The organism is Deinococcus aquaedulcis (genome assembly GCF_019693445.1).
Taxonomy (GTDB): Bacteria; Deinococcota; Deinococci; order Deinococcales; family Deinococcaceae; genus Deinococcus; species Deinococcus aquaedulcis.
Window position 1 is genome coordinate 58,888 of the sequence record NZ_JAHRBL010000008.1, and the last position, 20,633, is coordinate 79,520.

The window sequence follows — 20,633 nt, forward strand, 5'->3', positions numbered from 1 at the left end:
GGTCATGGGCGCCTCAGCTGTGTCCAAAGGGGCAGCGGCCCTTGGGGGCCTGGGGCTCGTGCGGGAACGGCGCTGCCCAATCCGCCTCGACCGCGCGGCCGGAATACTGGCGGGCTTCGGTGACCTCGCCGTGGTTGGCCAGGTTGGGGTTCAGGCTGCCCTGCAGCTTCAGTTCGCGGGCGCGGATGGTCTGCTGCATGCGGGGGAACCGCCCCGAGTCGCGCAGCGCCTGAAACTGACGGTGGGCGTTGAACACCAGCGCCGGAAAGGGGAGGGTACGCGCCACGCGGCTGCTGCGCGGGTGCAGGCCAATGATGAAAAAGGCCCGGCCCCCGAACGAGAATCCGAAGCGCGGGTCCTGGGGATTGGCGCTGACCTCCGGACTGTAGGGCACGGTGTCCAGGCGGTGCAGGGCGCGCAGCAGGGCCCACAGCTGGGCTTCGAATTCCTCTTCCGAGGTTGGGGCCTCGCCGCCGAACGTGGCGATCATGCTGGTGAAGTCTGAATCCATGCGGTCCTGGTCAAGCACAAAGCGGGCCAGATCCTGGGCCAGCGCCTGAACACTGGCCTCGTCGGAAAGGGCGCCGTAGCAGCCCAGGGCGTAGCAACTGGTGTTCAGCGAGGCGCGCGCCGCCACGCAGGAAAAGGTGGGGGCCAGGATGGCCTCGCGCAGCGCCCCATGCCGGGCCTGCACCTCGGCGGTGACGGGGCCGCCCGTGGCCTGGGGCTCACCGCTGCAGATGAGGTGATAGCTGCTGGCGGAAGACGGGGCAATCGTGGGCAAGCGCGCCGGGCGCCGGGAAATGTACTGGGTCATGGGGTGGCCTCCTGGGTGGGCACAGGGCACGCAGGGCGCGCCGGTCAGGAGGTCACCCTAGAAAAGAGGGCCCAGGCTCATCAGGAAGAAATCCCGGAATCTCCCTCAGGTCTAAATGCCCGGTCAACCCTGGCTTAAGCGCCGCCGTGGAAAACAGGCGGCGCCACTGAGGAAGCTGAGAAGTTGGGGAAGATGCAGGCGCGGGCTAGGGCAGACCGCGCCGGCAGCGGTCACTCAGGATGTCCGCCTGTGCCCGGGCCAGCCCCAGGGCTGGGATGCCCAGGCGCTCGCGTTCGCGGTCGGTGGTGCCGGCAGCCACGGGCGCCAGCTGAATGTCGCAGGGGCGCACCTCTACAAACTGCGTGCCGTAGCGCTGGGGCCGGCCCAGGCTCATCTGCCAGCGGTCGAAGGTGGCGCCGTACAGCCAGCCCGCTTCCCGGATGCCGCCCTGGGCCAGGGCCTGCGCGGCCAGCCAGTGCGCCAGCTGGTAGTGCGCGGAGCAGTCGCCGTGCTGAAACACCAGCGCCGCTGAAAAGGCGTCCCGGGCACTGCCCAGGCGGCCAGAACGCAGCAGGGCCAGCGTCTGCACCCGCCGGGCCTCGTCCTGGGCGGCCAGGGCCTTCCAGTCCATCTGCGCCGGGTTGCCCGTCCGCGCTGCCTGATCGGCCTGCACAATCTGCGCCAGTTGCGCCGAGGCCGCCGGGTCCGGGGTCAGGCCAAAGACCACGCGGCCAATGGTCGGGCGACACCCCGTGTCATTCAGCGTGAGCACGGTCGGCGCGCGTGGTCCCCCACCTGCCTGGGCCACGCCCGCCAGCAGGCCAGCGCACAGCAGCAGGCTCAGGGCCTTCATGGCTGCGCCATCCGCAGCTGAGCAGCGGGCATAGGCGTCAGAGTCAGGCGGTGCAAGTCGCTGCCGTCCAAGCGGTAGACAAGCAGCGCGCGTTCGCCTCTCGCCGTAGCTGCCAGAAGTTCGCGCACAGTGTCCACAAGACGCGTGGCAGATTCAGGACTCTCATATATGGAGGCCGTAGTGAATCGCCCGCCGTGGAGTGCCTGAATGGACAACACATAGAGGGGTGGCGTTGGGCTTTGCGGTTTGTGCAGGAACAATACATTACTGATAGCGGCATACAGGGTGCCATCGGCTGCCTTCACCTGGACTTGAGGCTGTACCTTTCGATGATCAGTGGCGCTCGGAGTCGCTGTTAAGGCTGGGTATAGCTGTCCCCGCGCTTGTGGAAACAGAGGGCTGAGTTGGTCAAGCACTGTCGGGCCGAGCAGGTCAGTGAGCAGTACCGGGTGCTGGTCGGTGCCTAACTGTAGACGGGCGGGGCCCACCGTCAGGGTGGGATTGCGCAAACCGCTGAGCATCAATGGCACTGTCACACTGCGTTTGAGGGCCATTAGCAGCACGCCGCCGTTCACATATGTCGCACCGTTAATCCTCTGAGTGCTGTACTCCAGATTGACCCCCTGAAACGGCTCCTCACCGGGGAACGACACCTGAAACATCTCCGCGCCTTGCACCGAAGTAATTGTCACGCCGCCGGCCTCCAGGGCCGAGAGCACATCGTCCAGTCTGAGGAGATTGGCGGCGTAGCTGGGCATGTTCTGGCGGCATTCGCTGACTAAGGCTTCTAGACCGCCGGGTTCGTTCAGCCGGCTACGGAGATGGGCGGCTTCGTCGGCTGGCAAGCGTCCCAGCACACTGGCCTGCACCTGGGCCCGGCCAGCGGGCGTGGCCTGCAGCCGCTGGGTGGCCGCCGCCGTGGCCCCAGGCACCAGTTGCACATACAGTTCCTCCAGGGTGCAGGCCGGGGCCATGCGGGGGTCAAGGATGGCCTGCACCGTGCCCACCTGCGCGGCGGCCTGCAGGCTCAGCAGTCCGGCCACGCCCAGGGCCAGGGCGCCGCGCAGGGCGACAGGCACGCTGTGCACCCGGCTGAGGTCCCGGGCAATCGCGCCGGGGCGGCCCAGATCGCGCAGGGCAGCGCGTTCGGCATCCTCGGGGCTCAGGCCGCACAGCCCGTAGCGGTACACCTTGTCTTCCACCGCGCCGCGCAGTTCCAGCTGGGCGTCGCGCCTTTTCTGGCCCCACAGCCCCCGGGTGGCCTGCCGCACAAACCGGTCGGTGGCGCTCATGCCGGGCTCCCAATCACGCCGCGCACGGCGCGGGCAAACTGCTCGTAGCGCTCGCGCTGGGCACGCAGTTCCTGCTGGCCGGCTGGGGTCAGGGTGTACACCTTCACCGGACTGCCGCCCCGGGGCAACACCTGAAATTCGCCGCGCAGAAAGCCCTGCTTTTCCAGGCGGTGCAGCGCCGGGTACAGGGTGCCCTCGCGCAGAGAGAAGTAGCCGTCGGTGGCGGCCTGCACGTCGGCGATGATCTGGCCGCCGTAGCGGGGGCCATGCTCCAGGCTGGCCAGGAGAAGCAGGTCGAGGTGGCCTTTGAGTTGCTGCGCGTCCATAGAGCTCCTTTCCGGGACTGCTAGGGCAGCCTCGGTTTCCGATGTGCTGGCATCGTAAAGCGAGGGGCATCGGGATGCAAGGGCAAGTGACCGCGCACAGAAGTGTGACCGGTGACCCTCAACGCGTTACTGCGGCTGGCGCTGGTCCAGCACCTGAAAGGTCCAGGCGCGCACGCCTTCAGGGACCGGCAGCGGCGGCACCTCGCCGGCCCAGCGGCTGGCCACCAGGGTCAGGGCGGGTTGCCCGGGGCTGAGCAGCAGCTCCGCGCCCAGAAAGCCGGGCTGCGCGGGCAGCGCGTCCAGTAAGCCATGCAGGGCCGCGCGGGCGGCGTCGCCCTGACCCTCGGCGTAGTGCACCCAGGCGCTCATGGGTAGAAGCTGAGGGGATCGCGCGGCGTCCAGCTTTCGCCCGGGCCCCAGCGCAAGTAGGTGCCGAAATGCAGGTGGGGGCCGGTGCTGCGCCCCGTGTCGCCCACCCGGCCCACCGCCTGCCCCTGCACCACGGGTTCGCCCGCACGCACCAGCGTGGCACTCAGGTGGGCGTAGCGGGTGACCCAGCCGCCCTCGTGCTGCAGCACCACGGTCCAGCCCCAGCCCCGGGCAAAGTCGGCGCGGGCTTCGAGCACTCGCCCGGCGCGGGCCGCCACCACAGGCGTGCCCACCGGCGCGCTGATGTCTATGCCGTAGTGCATTTCCCGCTCGCCCAGCAGTTCGCGCTCGCCATACCCGCTGCTGACGCGGTGGTGGCCCACCACCGGCCACACCCACTGGCCCCGGCCACTGCTGGCGGTGCGGACCACGGCGCCCCCGCTGGTCCTGGCGGGTGCGGCTACGCTGCCCCGCGCCGGAATCTTCAGCTTGGCCCCGGCCCACACGGCCCGGCCCCCCTTGTACTGCGGGTTGGCCTGTAGCAGCGCCCCCAGGCTCACCCCGGCGCGCGCCGCGATGCTGCTCAGAGTCTCGCCCGGCGCCACGGTGTAGGCGCGGCCGGGGGTGGGGCGCTCGGGCACGGTTAAGACCCAGCCGGCCTGCAGCGCGCCGCCGCGCAGCCTGGGGTTGGCCGCCTGCACCTGGGCCGTGCTCAGACCGTACCGGGCGGCAATGCCACTGAGGGTATCGCCGGGCTTCACGCGGTAAGACGCGGCCCCGGCCACGGTGCCCAGCAGCAGCAGGCCCACCATGAAGAAAGGCTTCACGCCGCGTAGCATAGGTCTCATGCCCGCCGCGCACCGTGAGAAAGCCCGCGCTTGGCCCTCTTCCCCATGACCCGCTCGCCCGCCCCCCTGTCCCCGGCCTTTCGTCCCCCCGACGGCCACCGCCGCCTTCGCCTGACCGTGGCCTGGGACGGCGCCCCTTACGCCGGCTGGCAGGCCCAGGCCAACGCCCCCAGCGTGCAGGACACATTGCACGCGGCGTTCGCCGGGCTGGGTGCCGACCGCTTCCGCCCGGTGGCGGCCGGCCGCACTGACGCCGGGGTGCACGCCGAGGCCATGCCCGTGCATGTGGACGTGCCCGGGACCTTCCGCGTGCCCCCGGAGCGGCTGGCCCGCGCGCTGAATGCGTGGCTGCCGCCGACGGTGGCGGTGCTGGACGCCCAGCCTGCCCCCTCTGGCTTTCACGCCCGCTTTTCGTGCCTGGAGCGGCGCTATGTCTACCGCCTGTGGTGCGCGCCGCAGCGCCATCCGCTGTGGGCGGGTCGGGCGCTGCATGTGCCGCCGGCCCTGGACGTGGCGGCCATGAACGCCGCCGCGCAGGCCCTGACCGGCACCCATGACTTCGCCGCCTTTGCCACCCAGGAAGACCGCCAGACCGTGCGCGAGCTGCGGCACCTGACCGTGGTGCCCGGGGTCGCCCCAGACGGGGCCGGGCTCTGGGTCATTCACGTCCACGGCGAAAGCTTCTTGCGCCACATGGTGCGCGGGCTGGTGGGCACCCTGCTGCTGGTGGGGCAGGGCAAGCTGGACCCGGCCGGGGTGCAGGGCATCTTGCACAGCCGCCAGCGTGCGCAGGCGGGGGCGAACGTGGCGGCCAGCGGGCTCTACTTCGCGGGCGCGCTTTACCCCGGAGACCCGGCCAGCACCACCACCCGTTCCTCGCGGTAGAGGAGGCCCTGGGGCCCGGCCTGTGCGTCCCAGTCGCCCAGGCGCCCGGGTTCCTGCATCCAGGCGCAGCGCGTGGCCCAGTCTTCGCGGGTGGGCACACGCGCCTGCACACTCACCTGCCATTCGCCCAGCACCGGCCAGCCCACCGCCGCCAGCCGTTCAGGCACCTGCGGCACATGCAGCCGGGGCCCCACATACAGAAAGCGGGCGCCCGGGGCCGCCAGTTCGGGAAGGCGCAGGATGACACTGGTGGGCCCGCGCCGCGACACGATCAGATCGAAAGGGCCCCCCAGGGCTTGGGGCACCTCGCCCTTGCCGTTCCAGGCCACGAACTCGGCGCCGGGGGCCTGCACCTGGGCCTGGGCCAGAAAGTCTGGGGCCGCGTCGTAGCCCACCCAGCGCGCGGCCAGGGGGCCAAAGCGCGTAGCGTCCGGGCCGTGGCCGCAGCCCGCTTCCAGCACGCGCGTCTGCGCGGTCAGCTGCCCCATCAGCAGCAGGTCGAAGGTCTGTTCGGGGTCGGGGCCGTCCAGGGTGCGGGTCCAGGGGTGGCGGTATTCGCCGCGTTCCTGGGCCAGCCGGGCGTACCACGCGGGGGAATGGGGGCGCTCCGTCACGGCCGCACCGTACCCTGCGCGGGCCTGGGTGCGCATCGGCCATGAAGCGCAGGCCCGGGTGCCCCTCATGCGGCCCGGCGCGCCTGCCCGTTAGCCTAGGGCCATGCCCGAACTGGTGGTGTTTCCGGGACCCCGCCTGCCCAAAGACGGCGCCCAGCCCCCGTGGCGCGGCGGGCTGGTGGGCTGCGGCGCCCTGAGCGCGGCGACCCTGCTGCGTGTGCAGGCCGAGCGGCAGGCTCTGGACCTGCCCCCACGGGACGAGCTGGCTGGCGAACTGGCTGCGTGGCAGGGGGCCTTCCGGGTGCCCCTGACCGGCGGCTGGCGGGCCACCTGGCCGTGGCGCTGGCTGGGCGGGGTCAACGGCTATCTGGCCGCCCGGAACCTGCCCCTGCGCGCCCGGGGGCTGTGGGGTGTGCGCCGGGGGCCTGCCTTGGAAGTCCATCTGGAGCGGCTGTTTGCCCAGGGCCTTCCTGTGGTGGGCCTGGAATTCAGCCCCCGGCAGCAGCATTACGGGGTGCTGCGCGCCTACCAGCCGGGCGGTGAGCTGCGCGCCGTGCTGAACGCGACGGGCGAGCCCTTGGAGCTGAGCCCCCGCCTGGGCCTGGGCGGCGTGTTCTGGGTGGAACCTGCGCCCTGATCCAACTTCACGGAGCAGCGCTTGAGGCCGGCACGGTGCCCACCGCCAGCAGATGCGGGCTGATGCCCAGTAAGGCCGGGTCACGCTCCACCTGCCGCAGCGCCCGCAGGATCCCCGCGCGCCGGGCGGGGTCGGCCAGCGCCTGTTCGGGGTCGCGCAGCAGGTTCGTAGGCCCTTCAATGGCCAGCACCTCCACCCCCGCAAAGCCAGCAGCCTGCACTTCAGCGGCCAGTTCTTGCGGGTGGTGAAAATAGGCAGTGGTAAAGAAGCCGGGGCGGCCTTCTGGGTTGTGGTAGACGCCCGTTTCGTAGGCGGTTTCCCGGATGGACCGGGCGTAGGCCTCATCTATGTCCAGGCGCGAGAAGTCGCCCGCTATGGCGGCGGCCCGCGAGATGGCCGCCACCAGCACCCGCCCACCCGGCTTCAGCACCCGGCGCGCTTCGGCCAGGGCCTGGGCCCGGTCGGCCTCTGCGGGCAGGTGGTACAGCGGGCCCAGCAGCAGCGCGGCGTCGGCCTCTTCGTCTGGGTAGGGCAGCCTCCGCGCGTCCCCCAGCGTCACCGAAGCCAGCCCCGCCAGCGTGGGATCGGCGCGCAGCCGTTCGACATGCCCTGGCATGGCGTCCAGCGCGTGCACCACGTACCCCTGCCCCAGCAGTTCCCGTGCATAGGCGCCTGCCCCAGCCCCCACATCCACCACCGTGGCCGGCGCCGGCGGCAACAACCGGCCCAGTAACTCCACTGTCCGCACGAATTCCACCGTGCCCAGCCCGCGCGTTAAACGGTCATGCTCCCGGTCCTGCCCGTAATACGCGCTGATCTCGGTCATGCAGCAGCCTAGAGGAGACCACCCCCCAAAGACCTGCGCCGGGTGGCTTATGCCTTCAGAGAGAAAAGAGGTCAGCCAATGCCGTGAGAGCTTTGGCCCATGTTCTAAAAAGTAGAACTTTCGGGCCCACACCAAGTTGCCAGTGCCCCGCTACCGCCCAGGTCCAGCCGAGGCCGTCGTGCCCGAAGGGCGCGGGCCATTGCGCTGGGGCGGAGGCTGGCGTCGAAGCCGGACACGTCAACGGATAGAGCGAACCCGCCAACATCAGTAAAAACTCTTGCCCAGTGCGAACGTTTGCTCCCCCTGCCCCTCTGGGGTAGGGGGCTGGGGGGTGGGGCTACTGCGAGAAACCGAACCCCACCCCCGTCGCCAGCTCGGGGTACCCCGCCTCCACCAACGCCCTATCCCGAATCCGGCAAGAATCACACACCCCACACGGCTCCGCCCCCCCCTGATAGCAGCTCCACGTCACCGCCACCGGCACCCCGACCTCCAGCGCCGCCCGCACAATGTCCACCTTGGTCATGTGCACCAGCGGCGCACAGAGCACCGCCCCACGCCCTTCCAGCCCCGCCTTCGTGGCCAGGTCCGCCAGCGTTTGAAACGCCGCCAGATACTCCGGGCGGCAGTCGGGATAGCCGCTGTAATCCACGGCGTTGATCCCCAGAAACAGCCGCTCGGCCCCCATCGCCTCGGCCAGACTGAGCCCCACCGCAATGAACACGGTGTTGCGCCCCGGGACGTAGGTGGGCGGAATCACGCCGTCCTCGGTGCCATCGGTGGGCACGGCGATGGTGTCGTCGGTCAGGGCGCTGCCCCCGAACGACCCGATGTTGATGTCAATCACGCGGTGCTGGGCCCCAAAGTGCTGTGCCACCTGGGCGGCGCGCTCCAGTTCCACAGTGTGGCGCTGGCCGTAGCGGAAAGACAGGGCGGTGCAGGCGTAGCCGTCCCGGGTGGCCAGGCCCAGCACGGTGCTGGAATCCAGGCCGCCGGAAAGCAGCACCACGGCGCGTTTGGCGGGTTCGGTCATGGTCAGTACCCCAGGGCGGGATTGCCGCCCAGCGGAATGAGGCGTCGGTCGCTGCCCGCGTCCAGTTCGTCGGCGCGGTACAGCTTGTGCATCTGGTAGCCCGCGCGCAGGCGGGGGTTGGTCTTCACCGCTTCGGTAATCGCGTTCAGCACGGCCGCGTCCCGGTCGCGCGCCCGGCTCCATTCGGGGTGCAGCCAGATCACGGCGTCGTCCCGCAGGCCGGTCAGCGTGGCCAGCCCCGCCGCGATATCGCCGGCCTCCTGCACGATGAGCTTTACTTCGTCGGCGCGGGCCACCACGCTGGGCTCGGGCCATTGCCCGAACGGCTTGGGCGAGAGGGTCACCCAGTCCAGCTCGCCACGCAGGGGGGCAATGCCGCTGGTTTCCAGGTGAACGCGGCGCCCCAGCGCGTGCAGGGCGTCGGTGAGGTGCGCCAAGTCAAACAGAATGGGCTCACCTCCGGTGATCACCACGACGGCGCCGTCCGGGCTCTCGGCGCGCACGAGGTCCGCCAGGGCCGGCGCCCCCAGCAGCGTGACCCCCTGGGGCCGGAACGCCGGGTGCCAGGTGCCGGCACTGTCGCACCACGGGCAGGCCTGCGGGCAGCCGTACAGCCGGATGAAGTAGGCCGCCCGCCCCAGATGCACCCCCTCGCCCTGCCAGGTGTAGAAGCGCTCGTAGATGGGGTACTTCATTCCCAGTACTCGCAGCAGCTGTCCGGGGTTTCCCACAGCGTGACGCGCAGTTTCAGGTCTGCGCCGTCGTCCCCGTCCGGCAGGTCCGTGCGCACCCGCGCCAGGGTGTGGCGGTGCAGGTAGGCGGCAATCACCTCGGCGGTGGTGTCGTCCCCCAGTTCGGGCAGGTCGTTCAGGAAGGCGTGGTCCAGGCCGCCGGCCTCCACATCTTTCTTGGCCCACTTCAGGGTCTTGAAGTCGGCCACCATGACCGCGCGCTTCACATGGGCACTGGGGCGCAGCCGCTCGCTGGTCAGTGCCAGGCGCACGCGGTAGGTGTGGCCGTGCAGGCGCCCGCAGGGGCCGTCGTAGCCCACGATCACGTGCGCCGAGTCGAAGGTGAACTCGGTCGTCAGGGTCCAGGGCATCTCAGCGGGCCTGGTGGTCGGGGGCCACGTAGCGCACGGTGCAGATGGTGTTCAGGCCGCCGCGCATGCCGTAGTCGCAGCGGAGCTCCATGCGCAGGGGATTCAGCAGCGCCACCAGATCGGCCAGCACGCGCCGGGTGGCGTGCTCGTGGTAGATGCCCACAAAGCGGTAGCTGGTGAGGTAGTACTTCAGGCTTTTCAGCTCCACGCAGGTTTCGCGCGGCAGGTAGCGGATTTCCAGCCGTCCAAAGTCCGGCAGGCCGCTCCAGGGGCAGACCGGGCTGAACTCGTCGGTCACGATTTCAATTTGCATGGGCTCGCCGGGGTAGCGCACGGGGTCGTCCTCGCGCACGTATGGGAAGGTGCCCAGCACGGCCACGTCAATGGCGTCCAGGCCCTGCACGTCGTAGCGGCGGTCAAAGCCGGGGTTCTGGGGTCCGCAGTCGGCCCCGGTGGTCAGGTTGGTCATGAGGTCTCCCGGTGCAGCCCGCCCGCTTGGTACGGGGGAACTGGGACAACAGCACAGGTTGTCCTTGTTGGGAGCCGCCAGCGCCGTGACGGGCGCCGGGCGGGCTCGGGGGCATTATCCGGGGCCAGGGGGCAGAAACCAAGCAGGGATAGAGAGGCACAGCAAAAAGCCCCACCGCAGGGGTGGGGGCTTCTCGTGGTGGCCAGGGCCGGACTTGAACCGGCGACCCAACGATTTTCAGTCGTTTGCTCTACCAGCTGAGCTATTTACCTCGTCCCAGACAGCATATCCTGCTCATTTTGGACTGTCAATCTTGCGTTAGAGCAAATGATTGCTCCAGAAATCTCAGCAGGGAGTCGCTACATGAACGGGAGGGATAACACAGCCAGGCCTGCACTCTATGCCTGCAGCCTAGCTTTCAGCCAATTTCTTTTCACCGAAGGGCGCCACTCGTTGTAGCTTATGGAACAACCTCTTCACGACTTAACTAGCCGCATCATCTCTGTGAACGCCATTCACCGATTCCCCTGTGCGCTCTGCTCTTGCCCCCTCGGCGCTCACTTCGCCAATCGCCTGCTTGACAAGTATCAACAGCGCCTCATCCGATAGCCCTTAGCGAACTAAACCCGGGGGAGAGAATGGCACGCAAAGAAGACGCGAAAGAAGCTCATGATATGCAGCTTGCCGTCCTTTATGAGAGTCAGACGGCAGTGCTGCATCGCTTCTGGAGTACGGGCGAAGTTGAGTTATGGATTGAAGGCCAAAAGACAGTGAGATTGACGGTGGAGGCGCTTGCCCTGCACAACGTGGAACAAAGAGAAAAACTCTGGTCTCTCGTGGAAATCCATTGTCCTGCAAGTCTGGTTCGAAAGAAAAAACGGGCGTTCAAGAACCTTCCTCAGCGAGATGCAGCCAAACTCTCGATCGTCGATCAGGAAATCCCAGCACCGCGACCAGTGAGGCAAATAGACCTGTACGACGTGGATGGAGGATCACGGCCCCTCAACCGTGAGCCGATGATTTATCTGAAAAAGCCGTGGCGCGACGGGCAGCTGAAGGTTCAAGGTCTTGTTGCCAGTGGCATGGTTTTGATGGTGGATGGACAGAGGGTCGACGTGGAAGTCGTACTCGGCTTGTACCCGCAGAAGGCCAAGGGGCTCCGGAGGATGATCTCGAACTTTCGGCAGGAGCAGGGACTGGGAGGGTTCAATCTGCCTCTTCCACCGCGTGGAGAGCTTCCTCAACAGGGTTTACCTACAGATTTCTTGCCAGCTGCTCTGGCTGATGTGGACGGCGACCTGGGACTCCAGCCCTTCAGGGAACGAGGTCGAGAGGATGCTGTAGGTGTGTCCGGACAGCCACCAAAGAAGCGTGCATCGGACACAGGTCAACAGAAGCCGCACGTGAGCCGTGCAACTGAGGCCACTGAGGGCACACCAGAGGTCGAAAGCTTCTTGGGGTCACCACCCTTCAAGGAGCGAAAACGGAGTGCTGATTCGAGCCTGGCGAAACCGGCTCAACGCAAGGCGGAAAAATCCGCAAGTCAACCAACCCGGACTGCTCAAGTCAATCGCGCTGAGCCACGACGAGACATCAAGAAACCCAAGGGCGCCAGCAACGAACTCATCCGGCTGGTTGATGTGCGGGTGGGGCGATACCACGTTCAGGGCGTGAGTAAAGACGCTTCCCTGTGGTTGATCAATGGTAGGCAAGGGACCCTCACTGAACTTGCCCGCGATCTCCCTCATTACTTTTCAGACATCGTGACAAGCTCAAAAGCCGTTATAGGACGCAAGAACTTCGAGCATATCCGCTTGCTTTACGCCAATCTATTCCGCGCAGCGGAGAAGGCGCAGAAAAGCCGCCTTCAGCCTGTTCGGGAAGAGCGGATTCTTCAGTTCACACGCCCCCTGAACAATCGCGCTCGCTTCGTAAGGTAAGAGCGTAACAACGGACGGCCTGCCTTCATCTACACGTGGTCGGCAGCCCCGCTACGCACCGCAAGCGCTTGTAACGGTTTCACGCTTGTGTACCCGCTACCCTACATGGCACTGTGACGAGTTCCGTGGATACACCGAACGCTGCGCCAGCAGCGTTGAACACCATCAACAATCAGGCCAGTCTCATCTGGAATATTGCAGACCTGTTGCGGGGTGACTTCAAGCAGTACGAGTATGCAGATGTCATCCTGCCACTGACGGTCATGCGCCGTCTCGACAGCGTGCTGGCTCCGACGCATGCACGCGTGCAGGAGCAGTACCTGGGGTTCAAGGACAAGCTTGACAATCTGGACCCTGTGTTGACGCGCGCGTCCGGGCAGAAGTTCTACAACACCAGCCGCCTGACGTTCACGGACATTGCCACAAGCACCAAGGATCACGCGGTGAACCTGCGCGCCTATATTCAGGGGTTCAGTCAGAACGTCCGGGAGCTGTTCACGGATCACTTCGGGTTCATGACGCAGATTGATCGCCTTGACAGCGCTGACCTGCTCTACCTGGTCCTACAGAAGTTCAGCACGGTGGACCTGTCCCCGGCCCAGGTCAGCAATCTGGAAATGGGGTACGTGTTCGAAGAGCTGATCCGGAAGTTCAACGAGCAGAGCAACGAAACAGCCGGGGAGCACTTCACGCCCCGCGAAGTGATCCGCCTGATGGTCAGCCTTCTGTTCACAGGTGACGAGGACGCTCTGAACGTGCCCGGCGTGGTTCGTACTGTGTACGACCCGACGGCCGGGACAGGTGGCATGCTCAGTATCGCCAAGGAGCACGTGCGGGAGCAGGTGAATGCCAAGGCGAACATCCGCCTGTTCGGCCAGGAGCTGAACCCCAAGTCCTACGCAGTCTGTAAGAGCGACCTGTTGATCGTCGGGGAGGACGACAGCCGCATATATCTCGGAAACAGCCTGACGCAAGACCAGCTCAACGGCCGTGAAGGTCGCCCAAAGACCTTTGACTACATGCTCTCTAACCCTCCGTTCGGTGTGGACTGGAAGAAGATCCAGACAGCTATTGAGGAGGAGCACAGCCAGCAGGGATTTGAGGGGCGCTTCGGTGCAGGCACGCCCCGCGTCAGCGACGGCAGCCTGCTGTTCCTGCAGCACCTCATCAGTAAGATGAAACCGGAAGGCAGCCGGATTGCCATCGTCCTGAACGGCAGTCCGCTGTTTACGGGCGATGCTGGCAGCGGCGAGAGCGAGATCCGCCGCTGGATCCTGGAAAATGATTGGCTTGACGCGCTCATTGCCCTACCGGACCAGCTGTTCTACAACACCGGAATCAGTACATATATCTGGGTGCTCGATAATGCCAAGCCGGAGTCGCGACGCGGCAAGGTGCAATTGATCAACGCGGCAGGGTTCTCGCGCAAGATACGCAAGAGCCTGGGCGACAAGCGCAACGAGATCAGTCCCGAGCAGATTAGGGAGATCGTGCGGCTGTACCGCGAGGCGGGTGAGGCGCAGAGCGACCTCGTGAAGATCTTCGACACCACCGACTTCGGCTACCGCAAGGTGACGGTCGAGCGTCCTCTGCGCCTGAACTATCAGGCGAGTCTGGAACGCATCGAGCGGCTCAACGCGAAGAAGTCCCTTCAGAAGCTCGCTGCGGAAACGCGGCAGGGCCTCGTGACTGCCCTGGTGGATCTGGGAGAGGACGTCTACCGCGACCACAAGGTTTTCGAACGCCAGCTGCACGGGGCGCTCCTCAAGGCGAGGGTCAAGCTCAAGACGCCCGAACTAAAAGCGGTCCTGGAGGCTCTGAGCGAGCGGGACGAGGCCGGGGAGATCGTGACCGATAAGGACGGTCGCCCCCTCCCCGACCCTGATTTGCGGGATACCGAGAGCGTGCCGCTGAACGAAGACGTGCAGGCGTACTTCGAGCGTGAGGTGCGCCCTTACGTGCCAGATGCCTGGATCAACACAGAGATCTGTGACCATAAGGACGGACTTCCCGGCAAGGTCGGGTACGAGATCAGCTTCACGCGGTACTTCTACACCTACACCCCGCCGCGGCCCCTTGAGGCCATTCAGGCAGACATCCGCACGCTGGAGGCGGAGATTATGGAGATGCTGCGGGACCTGAACGTATGACCCGACCCAGCATCGCTGAACTCTTAGAACGCCTCGGAGAGCTGGATGAAGGGGAGCGCATTGAGGCAAAGCGAGGCCAGCAGGCTGGGAAGTCCATCCTCGAGACCATCTGCGCGTTCAGCAACGAGCCAGGCCTCGACGGGGGATTCATCCTCCTCGGGGTCGAGAAGGACAGTAGCGCGCTCCTGGATGTATATGCGCCTGTGGGCGTAGAGGACCCCGACAACCTGATTAACACCCTAGTCACGCAGACGCGGGAGGCGTTCAATGTCCCGGTCCGGCCCGAGGTGTGGCAGGAGCGTATTGGGGGCAAGCTCGTCGTCGGCCTGTATGTGCGCGAGGCATCCGCGGAGCAGAAGCCGGTGTTTTTCAAGAAAACCGGGCTGCCCGGCGGAGCCTTTCGCCGGATCGGAAACAGCGACCAGCGCTGCACCGAGGAAGACTTAAATGAGCTGTACCAGGGCCGGGCCACGGGGAGTTACGACGACACCATCGTTCCTGATGCCACGCTTGAGGACATTGATCCGGCTGCGCTGGAAGACTACCGCGCCGAGCGGCGCAAGGTGAATCCGATTGCGGAGGAACTCGAGTACAGCGACACAGATCTACTCAAAGCCCTGAGTGGCATTCGCCAGGACAGCAAGGGCAGCTGGCGGCCCACGGTTGCGGGCCTTCTGCTGTTCGGAACGGGCATCGCCCTGCGGCGCTTTTTTCCGCTAATGCGTGTGGATTACATCCGTATCATCGGCAAGCAGTGGATCGAAGACCCTGAACACCGGTTCGATACCGTGGAGCTCCGCGCGCCCCTGATGCGGCTGGTGCGCCGCACCGAAGCGGCCATCCTCGACGACCTGGTGAAAAGCTTCCGTCTGCCAGAAGGCCAGCTTCAGGCACAGCACACACCAGCCATCCCTCAGCGGGTGATTCGCGAGGGGCTGGTCAACGCGCTAATGCACCGTAGCTACCGGCAGCACAGCCCAGTACAGGTCATCCGGTATGCCAACCGCCTAGAGTTCCGCAACCCCGGTTACTCGCTGAAGTACGAGGAGCGACTGGGAGAGCCTGGCAGTGAGACGCGTAACCCCAAGATTGCTGCCGCACTGCACGATACGAATTTCGCGGAAACCAAGGGCAGCGGCATTCGCGTGATGCGCAAACTGATGGAGGCAAGCGGACTCACGCCGCCCCACTTCGAGTCAGACCGCCCTGACAACCGATTCATCGCCACGTACCTGTTCCACCACTTCCTGAGTGCGGAGGATCAGCAATGGCTCCGGCAATTTCAGGGCGCGCAGCTCACAGATGAGGATGCCCGTGCGCTGATCTATGCCCGTGAGACAGGGGCCGTCACAAACGCGGCATACCGCGATCTGAACAGGGTGGATACCCTAACTGCCAGCAGGCGCCTGAAGTATTTATGCAGTCAAGGCGTGCTGGAGTCCCGGCACAAGGGCCGTGCAACCTACTACGAACTAGCAGACGGGTGGGCACAGGTCACCATAAGTTCAACTCAGGCAGATGCTGCATTGCTATCTGCCATGCCCGATACCTTACCTGCCATGCCTAGTGGCTTACCTGCTATGCCTGAGTCCCTGACACAGCAGATTGCCGAGCTGGGGGAGCGCAGCGACCGCGACAGCATCCGCGCCGTAATCGTGGAGCTGTGCCGACTCGCGCCGCAGACTGCTGAAGCCCTAGGGCAAATGGTGGGTCGCAACCCTCGTTACGTCCTAGCTGAGTACGTGCGCCCTCTACTCCACGCTGCCGTGTTGGAGTACACCATCCCAGATCAGCCCAAGCACCCCAAGCAGGCGTATAGAGCTGTAAAGAAGGACGAAGAATGACGATTACACTCCCCAAAAACGAAAAACATTTGCAGTCCATTCAACCTTACGCCACATATAAGCCATCTAGTATCAGTTGGCTCAAAGAAATACCTACACACTGGGATTCTAGAAAGGCTCAGTATTTATTCACTAGGATGCAGCGCCCAACGCGGAATGAAGATGAAGTTATTACCGCGTTCCGAGATGGGCAGGTGACATTGCGGCGGCTGCGCCGTGAAGAGGGTTACACATTTGCGGCCAAAGAGATTGGTTACCAGGGTGTCCGCAAAGACGACTTGGTGATTAGCGCTATGGATGCCTTTGCAGGCGCTATCGGGGTATCTGATTCAGACGGCAAATGCTCACCTGTGTATTCAGTGTGCAAGCCAGCCTCCGATGCACTCCCGCACTTCTATGGGTACATGCTCCAAAACATGGCGCGGACAGGCTTCATCACATCTCTTTCGAAAGGTATTCGTGAGCGCTCCACAGACTTTCGTTTCTCAGAGTTCAAGGTCCTAGAGTTGCCCCTTCCACCGCTTCTCGAGCAGCGTGCCATTGTTGCCTTTCTCGATCGTGAGACAGTACACCTTGACGGACTGATCAAGCGCAAGGAGCGGCTGCTGGAGCTGCTGGAGGAGCAACGGCAGGCCGTGATTTCACAGGCAGTAACACGAGGCCTGAATCCAGATGTGGCACTGAAGGATTCCGGTGTGTCCTGGCTGGGACCGGTGCCGGAGGGGTGGCGTCGTACCGCCCTCAAACATGTTCTTGCGGTACCTATCTCTGACGGCCCACATGAGACTCCTGAGGCAGTTGAGGATGGTGTTCCGTTTGTGTCTGCAGAGGCTGTAAAGAATGGCCGCCTCGACTTCTCCAGGCGCTGGGGAAATATCTCCCGCGAGATGCATCTGTCATATAGTAAAAAGACCAGAGTCCAACGCAATGATCTGCTGATGGTTAAGTCAGGTAATACTACTGGGAATGTTGCACTGGTCGACACAGATGAAGAATTCAGTATTTGGTCTCCATTAGCGCTTATTAGAGCAAATCAAAAAGATTTGCTTTCTAGTTATGCTTATTACGCATTACGATCCAGTTTTTTCCAAATAAACGTCTCACTTTCAGCAAGCTATGGTACACAGCCCAATATCGGTATGGGGGTCTTAGGTACACTTCCTGTACCGCTGCCTCCTACTTCTGAGCAGCAAGCCATCGCCATTTATCTCAATGTGGAGAACGCTAAACTCGACGCGCTAGGGCAGAAGCTTGAGCAGAGTATTACGCGCTTGCGGGAGTACCGCGCCGCGCTAATCACAGCGGCAGTCACCGGCCAGATTGACGTAAGAGAGGCGACAAATCAGGGATGAGTGTATACAAGGATTTCGTTCGAGATTTTCCCAAACGGTGCCTTGATCTGCTTCAGCGAAGCGAGAGGATGAACTTCGACCTTGAAGTAACTCAGCTCTTGCTGGTGGCCTCTAGCGGATTCGTCATCCCACGCGAACGGCTCAAGGACCGGAATAACACCCTGGAGCCGGGTCACAGACCAAAGCGTCGAGCCGGCGGGGCAATCGTCGCCAATCATCCTGATGTGGCCGCTTTCCTGGGTCTCGCCGATACTATTCATCAGGAATTCAAACTTCCACTTAAGGCAGGAAGCTTTTGGGCGTTGGTACAGCCATCTGTGCAATATCAGAAGCTCCTGAGGCCCGCTGGCGTCGAGTTATCTGCTCTCGGCGCGATACCCGACAACATGATCACGGAGCGTTTCTTTGACATCCTGAGGAATGGTCTTGCTCACGGCAACATCTTTGTGAAAGGGGATCCCAACCGAGAGATTGCTTCTTTGACCTTTGGTCAAAGCGTTATCAGAGACAGCGACGATTACGAATTTGTGACGTTATCAGTCCAGGATTTTCGCAAGCTGCTGCTCGCATGGTTCGCTCTTCTGCTTGACGAAGGGCTTGCTTCAGGCGTCAAGCCAACGAAACAGGAAGCGACTGATTGAAGTACCACTCAGTTCTGTGGGAACACCCAAGTCTTTCCGTTCCAGCGACCCACGCTGTCGAGGCCACACACGAGGTCGTTGTATCCGCGGGTCTTGCTGGCCAAGATGCCGTACCGGTCGCATCCCAAGCTTTCCTCTAGCAGGACGCGGCCCTGGCGGTCCTTGATACCGCACAGGAGGGTATTCCAGCGGTCCCAGACGCGACAGGTCATCAGTTCTTTCTGCGAGTCACCGCCGACGTTGAAACTCACTGAGGATTTCGCCACATTGAACGACTCAATACGCATCTCAATCAGTGCTGTCAGCTCAGGAATAGGCTGTTCATCTAGGACCACAGCCTTCCCACCAGCGAACCCGAAGCGGGTGACTACTCCCTCCTCCTCGTCGCGCACCTTGACGGCCACTTTGCCTTTGAAGAGTTCAATGGGGGGAGTGCGCCAGGAGGTGAAGGAGTTGGAGATGCGCTGAACATTGCCAGGCTTGTAGGACACAAAAGCGTAGGAGGGTGCGCAGCAATTGCCTCCGAGACTGTAGGAAATCAGCGCGTCGTTGATACCGTCGCCATCGAAATCCCGTACCACGAGGTCAAGAATCGCCATGCCCTCAACAAACCCGTCCGCGCGATCTTCATGGAAGTACGCGCGCGGCAGTTGTTTTATCGTGTCGATAAGCGTCAATGTCTGTCCTCCGGCAGTTGCTGTCAGCCGCCTCATATCTGACGAGATCTTGTACGTGACGGGGGCAGGGGCCGCCAGCGCAGAGCAGGTCATCAGTGAGACGAGGAGGAGTGCACGCATACCTCATGGTAAGGGGGGCGGGTCCGCCGACCTGCTGTCTACGTGTACCAGCAGGCTTTTTGTGCAACAAACGATTCTGGGAACCTGAAAGAATGCCCGGCACATGAGCGCACGCATTCACGGGGGCGAGCACCCGATCCAGAAGATTTTCAGTGACGAATTCGCGTTCACCATTCCGCTGTACCAGCGGCCGTACTCGTGGACGACCGAGCAGGCCGAAGAGCTGCTCAGTGACCTGATCGAGGCGTTGCCTGCCACCAACGAGCAGGTTCAGGAGGGGGAGCCGTACTTCCTGGGAAGCATCGTCCTCATCAAGCAGGACGGAAAGCCGCCGGCCGAGGTGATTGACGGGCAGCAGCGCCTTACCACGCTGACCATCCTCTTTGCCGCCATGCGCGACACCCTCAGCGCCCTCGGGTATACCGGTGCCAAGGGCCTGAACAAATACCTCTTCCAGGAGGGTGACGCTTTTACGGGAACGCCGGATCAGCCGCGGTTGAGCATCCGGGAGCGTGACAACGGGTTCTTCCGCAAGGCCGTGCAGGACGCTAGCCTCGACCTAGCCTCCTTGCAGGCGGTCGTCCTGCCGGACCCACAGCGCAACATTCTGGAGAACCACCAGCTGTTCCGCAGGCGCCTGGAGGCGCTGGGGCAGGAGACCTGCCTGCGGCTGAGCCGGTACATCCTGACCAACTGCTTCCTTGTGGCGGTCAGCACGCCGAACATGGAGTCGGCGTACCGGATCTTCTCGGTCATGAACGACCGGGGGATGGACCTGTCGTACACCGACATCCTGAAGTCGGAAATCATCGGCGCAATTCCCGAAGCGAAGCGGGAGGCGTACACGCAGACATGGGAGTCGACTGAGGAGACGCTGGGGCGCGCGTCGTTCGAGAACCTGTTCTCGCACCTGCGGACCGTGTTCCGGAAGGTTAAGGCGCAGGACACCCTGCTCAAGGAGATCCGACAGTTCGTCCGGCCGCAGGACAACCCGGCCGGCTTCATGGACGACACCCTGCAGCCATACGCGGACGTCTACCGGATTATCCGGAACCAAGAGTACGAGGCGACGCACGGCGCTGAGGCTGTGAACGAACTGACCGGCTGGCTGAGCCGCATCGACAACGAGGACTGGGTACCGCCTGCGCTGGCATACTTCGTGCGGCACCGCAACAACCCCCCGGCTCTCGCAGAGTTTTTTCAGGCTCTCGAACGGCTTGCGGCGGTGATGATGGTGATTCGCGCCGACGTGAACAAACGCATCGGCCGGTATGCCGAGGTGCTTGGCGAGATCGAATCAGGCCGCCCGGTCACGCGGCCAGGCGGGCCGATGGACCTCCGCGCGGATGAGGTGAGCCGCGCGCTGGCGGCACTGAATGCCGACATGTACAACGCCAAGAAGATTAACCGATACGTGCTGATGCGCCTTGACAGTGCTCTGAGCGGCGCCGGGGCCACGTACGACCATAAGATCATCACGATCGAGCACGTCCTCCCGCAGAACCCCAAGCCTGGGAGCCTGTGGCTGCAATGGTTCCCGGATCCTGAGGAGCGGGAGGCCTGGACCCACCGGCTCGGAAACCTCGTGCTGCTGGCCAAGACGAAAAACAGTCAGGCAGGGAATTACGACTTCGACAAGAAGAAGACCACATACTTCCAGGGCAAGGGCGGCGTCACGCCGTTCGCCCTGACGTCACAGGTCACGAACGCCACCACGTGGACGTTGCAGGTGCTGCAGCAGCGCCAACAGGAGAGTGTGGCCGTGCTGGCCAGGCTCTGGAAGCTCTAGGCGCCAAGCACTTGAACGCCGGTCAACCCTTACCCTCATCCCGCATTCC

The 20,633-nt window shown here is 64.1% G+C and carries 21 protein-coding genes and 1 tRNA gene; 8 read left to right on the forward strand and 14 right to left on the reverse strand.

Features of this window, described 5'->3' with window-relative positions; translation table 11 throughout:
- Positions 1-13: 13 nt before the first annotated feature.
- The 6 genes from gntA to KMW22_RS11130 form a co-directional block, all read right to left on the reverse strand.
- Entirely contained in the window at positions 14-817 is an 804-nt protein-coding gene (gntA, locus tag KMW22_RS11105; protein ID WP_221090115.1) for a guanitoxin biosynthesis heme-dependent pre-guanitoxin N-hydroxylase GntA, read from the reverse strand.
- A gap of 205 nt (positions 818-1,022) precedes the next feature.
- Positions 1,023-1,670, reverse strand: coding sequence for a hypothetical protein (locus KMW22_RS11110; RefSeq protein ID WP_221090116.1), 648 nt, complete (start codon positions 1,668-1,670; stop codon positions 1,023-1,025).
- Positions 1,667-2,962 (reverse strand): hypothetical protein, encoded by a 1,296-nt coding sequence (locus tag KMW22_RS11115; RefSeq protein WP_221090117.1) that lies wholly within the window; start codon positions 2,960-2,962, stop codon positions 1,667-1,669. The genes KMW22_RS11110 and KMW22_RS11115 overlap by 4 nt, the downstream gene beginning before the upstream one ends.
- Positions 2,959-3,288, reverse strand: a complete 330-nt coding sequence (locus KMW22_RS11120; RefSeq protein WP_221090118.1) for a PadR family transcriptional regulator — start codon at positions 3,286-3,288, stop codon at positions 2,959-2,961. Before KMW22_RS11120 ends, KMW22_RS11115 begins: the two co-directional genes overlap by 4 nt.
- 126 nt (positions 3,289-3,414) lie before the next feature.
- Positions 3,415-3,657: an antibiotic biosynthesis monooxygenase family protein gene (locus tag KMW22_RS11125; RefSeq protein WP_221090119.1), complete on the reverse strand. Its 243-nt coding sequence runs from the start codon at positions 3,655-3,657 to the stop codon at positions 3,415-3,417.
- The gene (locus KMW22_RS11130; protein WP_328774666.1) at positions 3,654-4,484 is read right to left on the reverse strand and encodes a M23 family metallopeptidase; all 831 of its coding nucleotides are present in this window, start codon (positions 4,482-4,484) and stop codon (positions 3,654-3,656) included. Before KMW22_RS11130 ends, KMW22_RS11125 begins: the two co-directional genes overlap by 4 nt.
- A gap of 66 nt (positions 4,485-4,550) precedes the next feature.
- On the opposite strand from KMW22_RS11130, the gene truA reads away from it, so the two are divergent.
- Positions 4,551-5,390, forward strand: coding sequence for a tRNA pseudouridine(38-40) synthase TruA (truA, locus tag KMW22_RS11135; RefSeq protein ID WP_221090120.1), 840 nt, complete (start codon positions 4,551-4,553; stop codon positions 5,388-5,390).
- Here the strand turns inward: truA and KMW22_RS11140 are convergent.
- A complete protein-coding gene (locus tag KMW22_RS11140; protein ID WP_221090121.1) occupies positions 5,345-6,004 on the reverse strand; it encodes a class I SAM-dependent methyltransferase in 660 nt (219 codons plus the stop codon). The two genes, truA and KMW22_RS11140, sit on opposite strands and share 46 nt — an antisense overlap.
- A gap of 103 nt (positions 6,005-6,107) precedes the next feature.
- Here KMW22_RS11140 and KMW22_RS11145 point away from each other — a divergent pair, with 103 nt between their 5' ends.
- Positions 6,108-6,641, forward strand: coding sequence for a hypothetical protein (locus KMW22_RS11145; protein WP_221090122.1), 534 nt, complete (start codon positions 6,108-6,110; stop codon positions 6,639-6,641).
- A gap of 7 nt (positions 6,642-6,648) precedes the next feature.
- Here KMW22_RS11145 and KMW22_RS11150 read toward each other — a convergent pair whose 3' ends face one another.
- The 6 genes from KMW22_RS11150 to KMW22_RS11175 form a co-directional block, all read right to left on the reverse strand.
- Positions 6,649-7,467 (reverse strand): class I SAM-dependent methyltransferase, encoded by an 819-nt coding sequence (locus tag KMW22_RS11150; protein ID WP_221090123.1) that lies wholly within the window; start codon positions 7,465-7,467, stop codon positions 6,649-6,651.
- 337 nt (positions 7,468-7,804) lie between these two features.
- Positions 7,805-8,500 (reverse strand): 7-cyano-7-deazaguanine synthase QueC, encoded by a 696-nt coding sequence (gene queC, locus KMW22_RS11155; protein ID WP_221090124.1) that lies wholly within the window; start codon positions 8,498-8,500, stop codon positions 7,805-7,807.
- 2 nt (positions 8,501-8,502) lie between these two features.
- Positions 8,503-9,195 (reverse strand): 7-carboxy-7-deazaguanine synthase QueE, encoded by a 693-nt coding sequence (locus KMW22_RS11160; RefSeq protein ID WP_221090125.1) that lies wholly within the window; start codon positions 9,193-9,195, stop codon positions 8,503-8,505.
- Complete coding sequence (locus tag KMW22_RS11165) at positions 9,192-9,602, reverse strand: 6-pyruvoyl trahydropterin synthase family protein (protein ID WP_221090126.1); 411 nt, start codon at positions 9,600-9,602, stop codon at positions 9,192-9,194. Before KMW22_RS11165 ends, KMW22_RS11160 begins: the two co-directional genes overlap by 4 nt.
- Position 9,603: 1 nt before the next feature.
- Positions 9,604-10,071, reverse strand: a complete 468-nt coding sequence (gene queF, locus KMW22_RS11170; protein WP_221090127.1) for a preQ(1) synthase — start codon at positions 10,069-10,071, stop codon at positions 9,604-9,606.
- Positions 10,072-10,267: 196 nt separating this feature from the next.
- Positions 10,268-10,335 (reverse strand) — tRNA-Phe (locus KMW22_RS11175).
- A gap of 374 nt (positions 10,336-10,709) precedes the next feature.
- Here KMW22_RS11175 and KMW22_RS11180 point away from each other — a divergent pair.
- The 5 genes from KMW22_RS11180 to KMW22_RS11200 all read left to right on the forward strand — a co-directional run bounded on the left by KMW22_RS11180 (position 10,710) and on the right by KMW22_RS11200 (position 17,998).
- The gene (locus tag KMW22_RS11180; protein WP_221090128.1) at positions 10,710-12,011 is read left to right on the forward strand and encodes a hypothetical protein; all 1,302 of its coding nucleotides are present in this window, start codon (positions 10,710-10,712) and stop codon (positions 12,009-12,011) included.
- A gap of 113 nt (positions 12,012-12,124) precedes the next feature.
- Positions 12,125-14,161 carry a type I restriction-modification system subunit M gene (locus KMW22_RS11185; RefSeq protein ID WP_328774667.1) on the forward strand — a complete coding sequence of 679 codons (2,037 nt, stop codon included), beginning with the start codon at positions 12,125-12,127 and terminating at the stop codon, positions 14,159-14,161.
- Positions 14,158-16,005 carry an ATP-binding protein gene (locus KMW22_RS11190; protein WP_221090129.1) on the forward strand — a complete coding sequence of 616 codons (1,848 nt, stop codon included), beginning with the start codon at positions 14,158-14,160 and terminating at the stop codon, positions 16,003-16,005. Before KMW22_RS11185 ends, KMW22_RS11190 begins: the two co-directional genes overlap by 4 nt.
- Complete coding sequence (locus KMW22_RS11195; RefSeq protein WP_221090130.1) at positions 16,002-17,357, forward strand: restriction endonuclease subunit S; 1,356 nt, start codon at positions 16,002-16,004, stop codon at positions 17,355-17,357. Before KMW22_RS11190 ends, KMW22_RS11195 begins: the two co-directional genes overlap by 4 nt.
- Positions 17,358-17,425: 68 nt before the next feature.
- The gene (locus KMW22_RS11200) at positions 17,426-17,998 is read left to right on the forward strand and encodes a hypothetical protein (RefSeq protein ID WP_221090131.1); all 573 of its coding nucleotides are present in this window, start codon (positions 17,426-17,428) and stop codon (positions 17,996-17,998) included.
- 8 nt (positions 17,999-18,006) lie between these two features.
- Here the strand turns inward: KMW22_RS11200 and KMW22_RS11205 are convergent, their stop codons facing one another.
- Positions 18,007-18,795 (reverse strand): hypothetical protein, encoded by a 789-nt coding sequence (locus KMW22_RS11205; protein WP_221090132.1) that lies wholly within the window; start codon positions 18,793-18,795, stop codon positions 18,007-18,009.
- 103 nt (positions 18,796-18,898) lie between these two features.
- On the opposite strand from KMW22_RS11205, the gene KMW22_RS11210 reads away from it, so the two are divergent.
- Positions 18,899-20,584, forward strand: a complete 1,686-nt coding sequence (locus tag KMW22_RS11210) for a DUF262 domain-containing protein (RefSeq protein WP_221090133.1) — start codon at positions 18,899-18,901, stop codon at positions 20,582-20,584.
- Positions 20,585-20,633 lie beyond the last annotated feature (49 nt).

What these genes read in the sequence shown, in the direction of transcription:
- gntA (WP_221090115.1), bottom strand. Translation starts at nt 817, where the DNA reads ATGACCCAGTACATTTCCCGGCGCCCGGCGCGCTTGCCCACGATTGCC.
- KMW22_RS11110 (WP_221090116.1), bottom strand. Translation starts at nt 1,670, where the DNA reads ATGAAGGCCCTGAGCCTGCTGCTGTGCGCTGGCCTGCTGGCGGGCGTG.
- KMW22_RS11115 (WP_221090117.1), bottom strand. Translation starts at nt 2,962, where the DNA reads ATGAGCGCCACCGACCGGTTTGTGCGGCAGGCCACCCGGGGGCTGTGG.
- KMW22_RS11120 (WP_221090118.1), bottom strand. Translation starts at nt 3,288, where the DNA reads ATGGACGCGCAGCAACTCAAAGGCCACCTCGACCTGCTTCTCCTGGCC.
- KMW22_RS11125 (WP_221090119.1), bottom strand. Translation starts at nt 3,657, where the DNA reads ATGAGCGCCTGGGTGCACTACGCCGAGGGTCAGGGCGACGCCGCCCGC.
- truA (WP_221090120.1), top strand. Translation starts at nt 4,551, where the DNA reads ATGACCCGCTCGCCCGCCCCCCTGTCCCCGGCCTTTCGTCCCCCCGAC.
- KMW22_RS11145 (WP_221090122.1), top strand. Translation starts at nt 6,108, where the DNA reads ATGCCCGAACTGGTGGTGTTTCCGGGACCCCGCCTGCCCAAAGACGGC.
- KMW22_RS11150 (WP_221090123.1), bottom strand. Translation starts at nt 7,467, where the DNA reads ATGACCGAGATCAGCGCGTATTACGGGCAGGACCGGGAGCATGACCGT.
- queC (WP_221090124.1), bottom strand. Translation starts at nt 8,500, where the DNA reads ATGACCGAACCCGCCAAACGCGCCGTGGTGCTGCTTTCCGGCGGCCTG.
- KMW22_RS11160 (WP_221090125.1), bottom strand. Translation starts at nt 9,195, where the DNA reads ATGAAGTACCCCATCTACGAGCGCTTCTACACCTGGCAGGGCGAGGGG.
- KMW22_RS11165 (WP_221090126.1), bottom strand. Translation starts at nt 9,602, where the DNA reads ATGCCCTGGACCCTGACGACCGAGTTCACCTTCGACTCGGCGCACGTG.
- queF (WP_221090127.1), bottom strand. Translation starts at nt 10,071, where the DNA reads ATGACCAACCTGACCACCGGGGCCGACTGCGGACCCCAGAACCCCGGC.
- KMW22_RS11180 (WP_221090128.1), top strand. Translation starts at nt 10,710, where the DNA reads ATGGCACGCAAAGAAGACGCGAAAGAAGCTCATGATATGCAGCTTGCC.
- KMW22_RS11190 (WP_221090129.1), top strand. Translation starts at nt 14,158, where the DNA reads ATGACCCGACCCAGCATCGCTGAACTCTTAGAACGCCTCGGAGAGCTG.
- KMW22_RS11195 (WP_221090130.1), top strand. Translation starts at nt 16,002, where the DNA reads ATGACGATTACACTCCCCAAAAACGAAAAACATTTGCAGTCCATTCAA.
- KMW22_RS11200 (WP_221090131.1), top strand. Translation starts at nt 17,426, where the DNA reads ATGAACTTCGACCTTGAAGTAACTCAGCTCTTGCTGGTGGCCTCTAGC.
- KMW22_RS11205 (WP_221090132.1), bottom strand. Translation starts at nt 18,795, where the DNA reads ATGCGTGCACTCCTCCTCGTCTCACTGATGACCTGCTCTGCGCTGGCG.
- KMW22_RS11210 (WP_221090133.1), top strand. Translation starts at nt 18,899, where the DNA reads ATGAGCGCACGCATTCACGGGGGCGAGCACCCGATCCAGAAGATTTTC.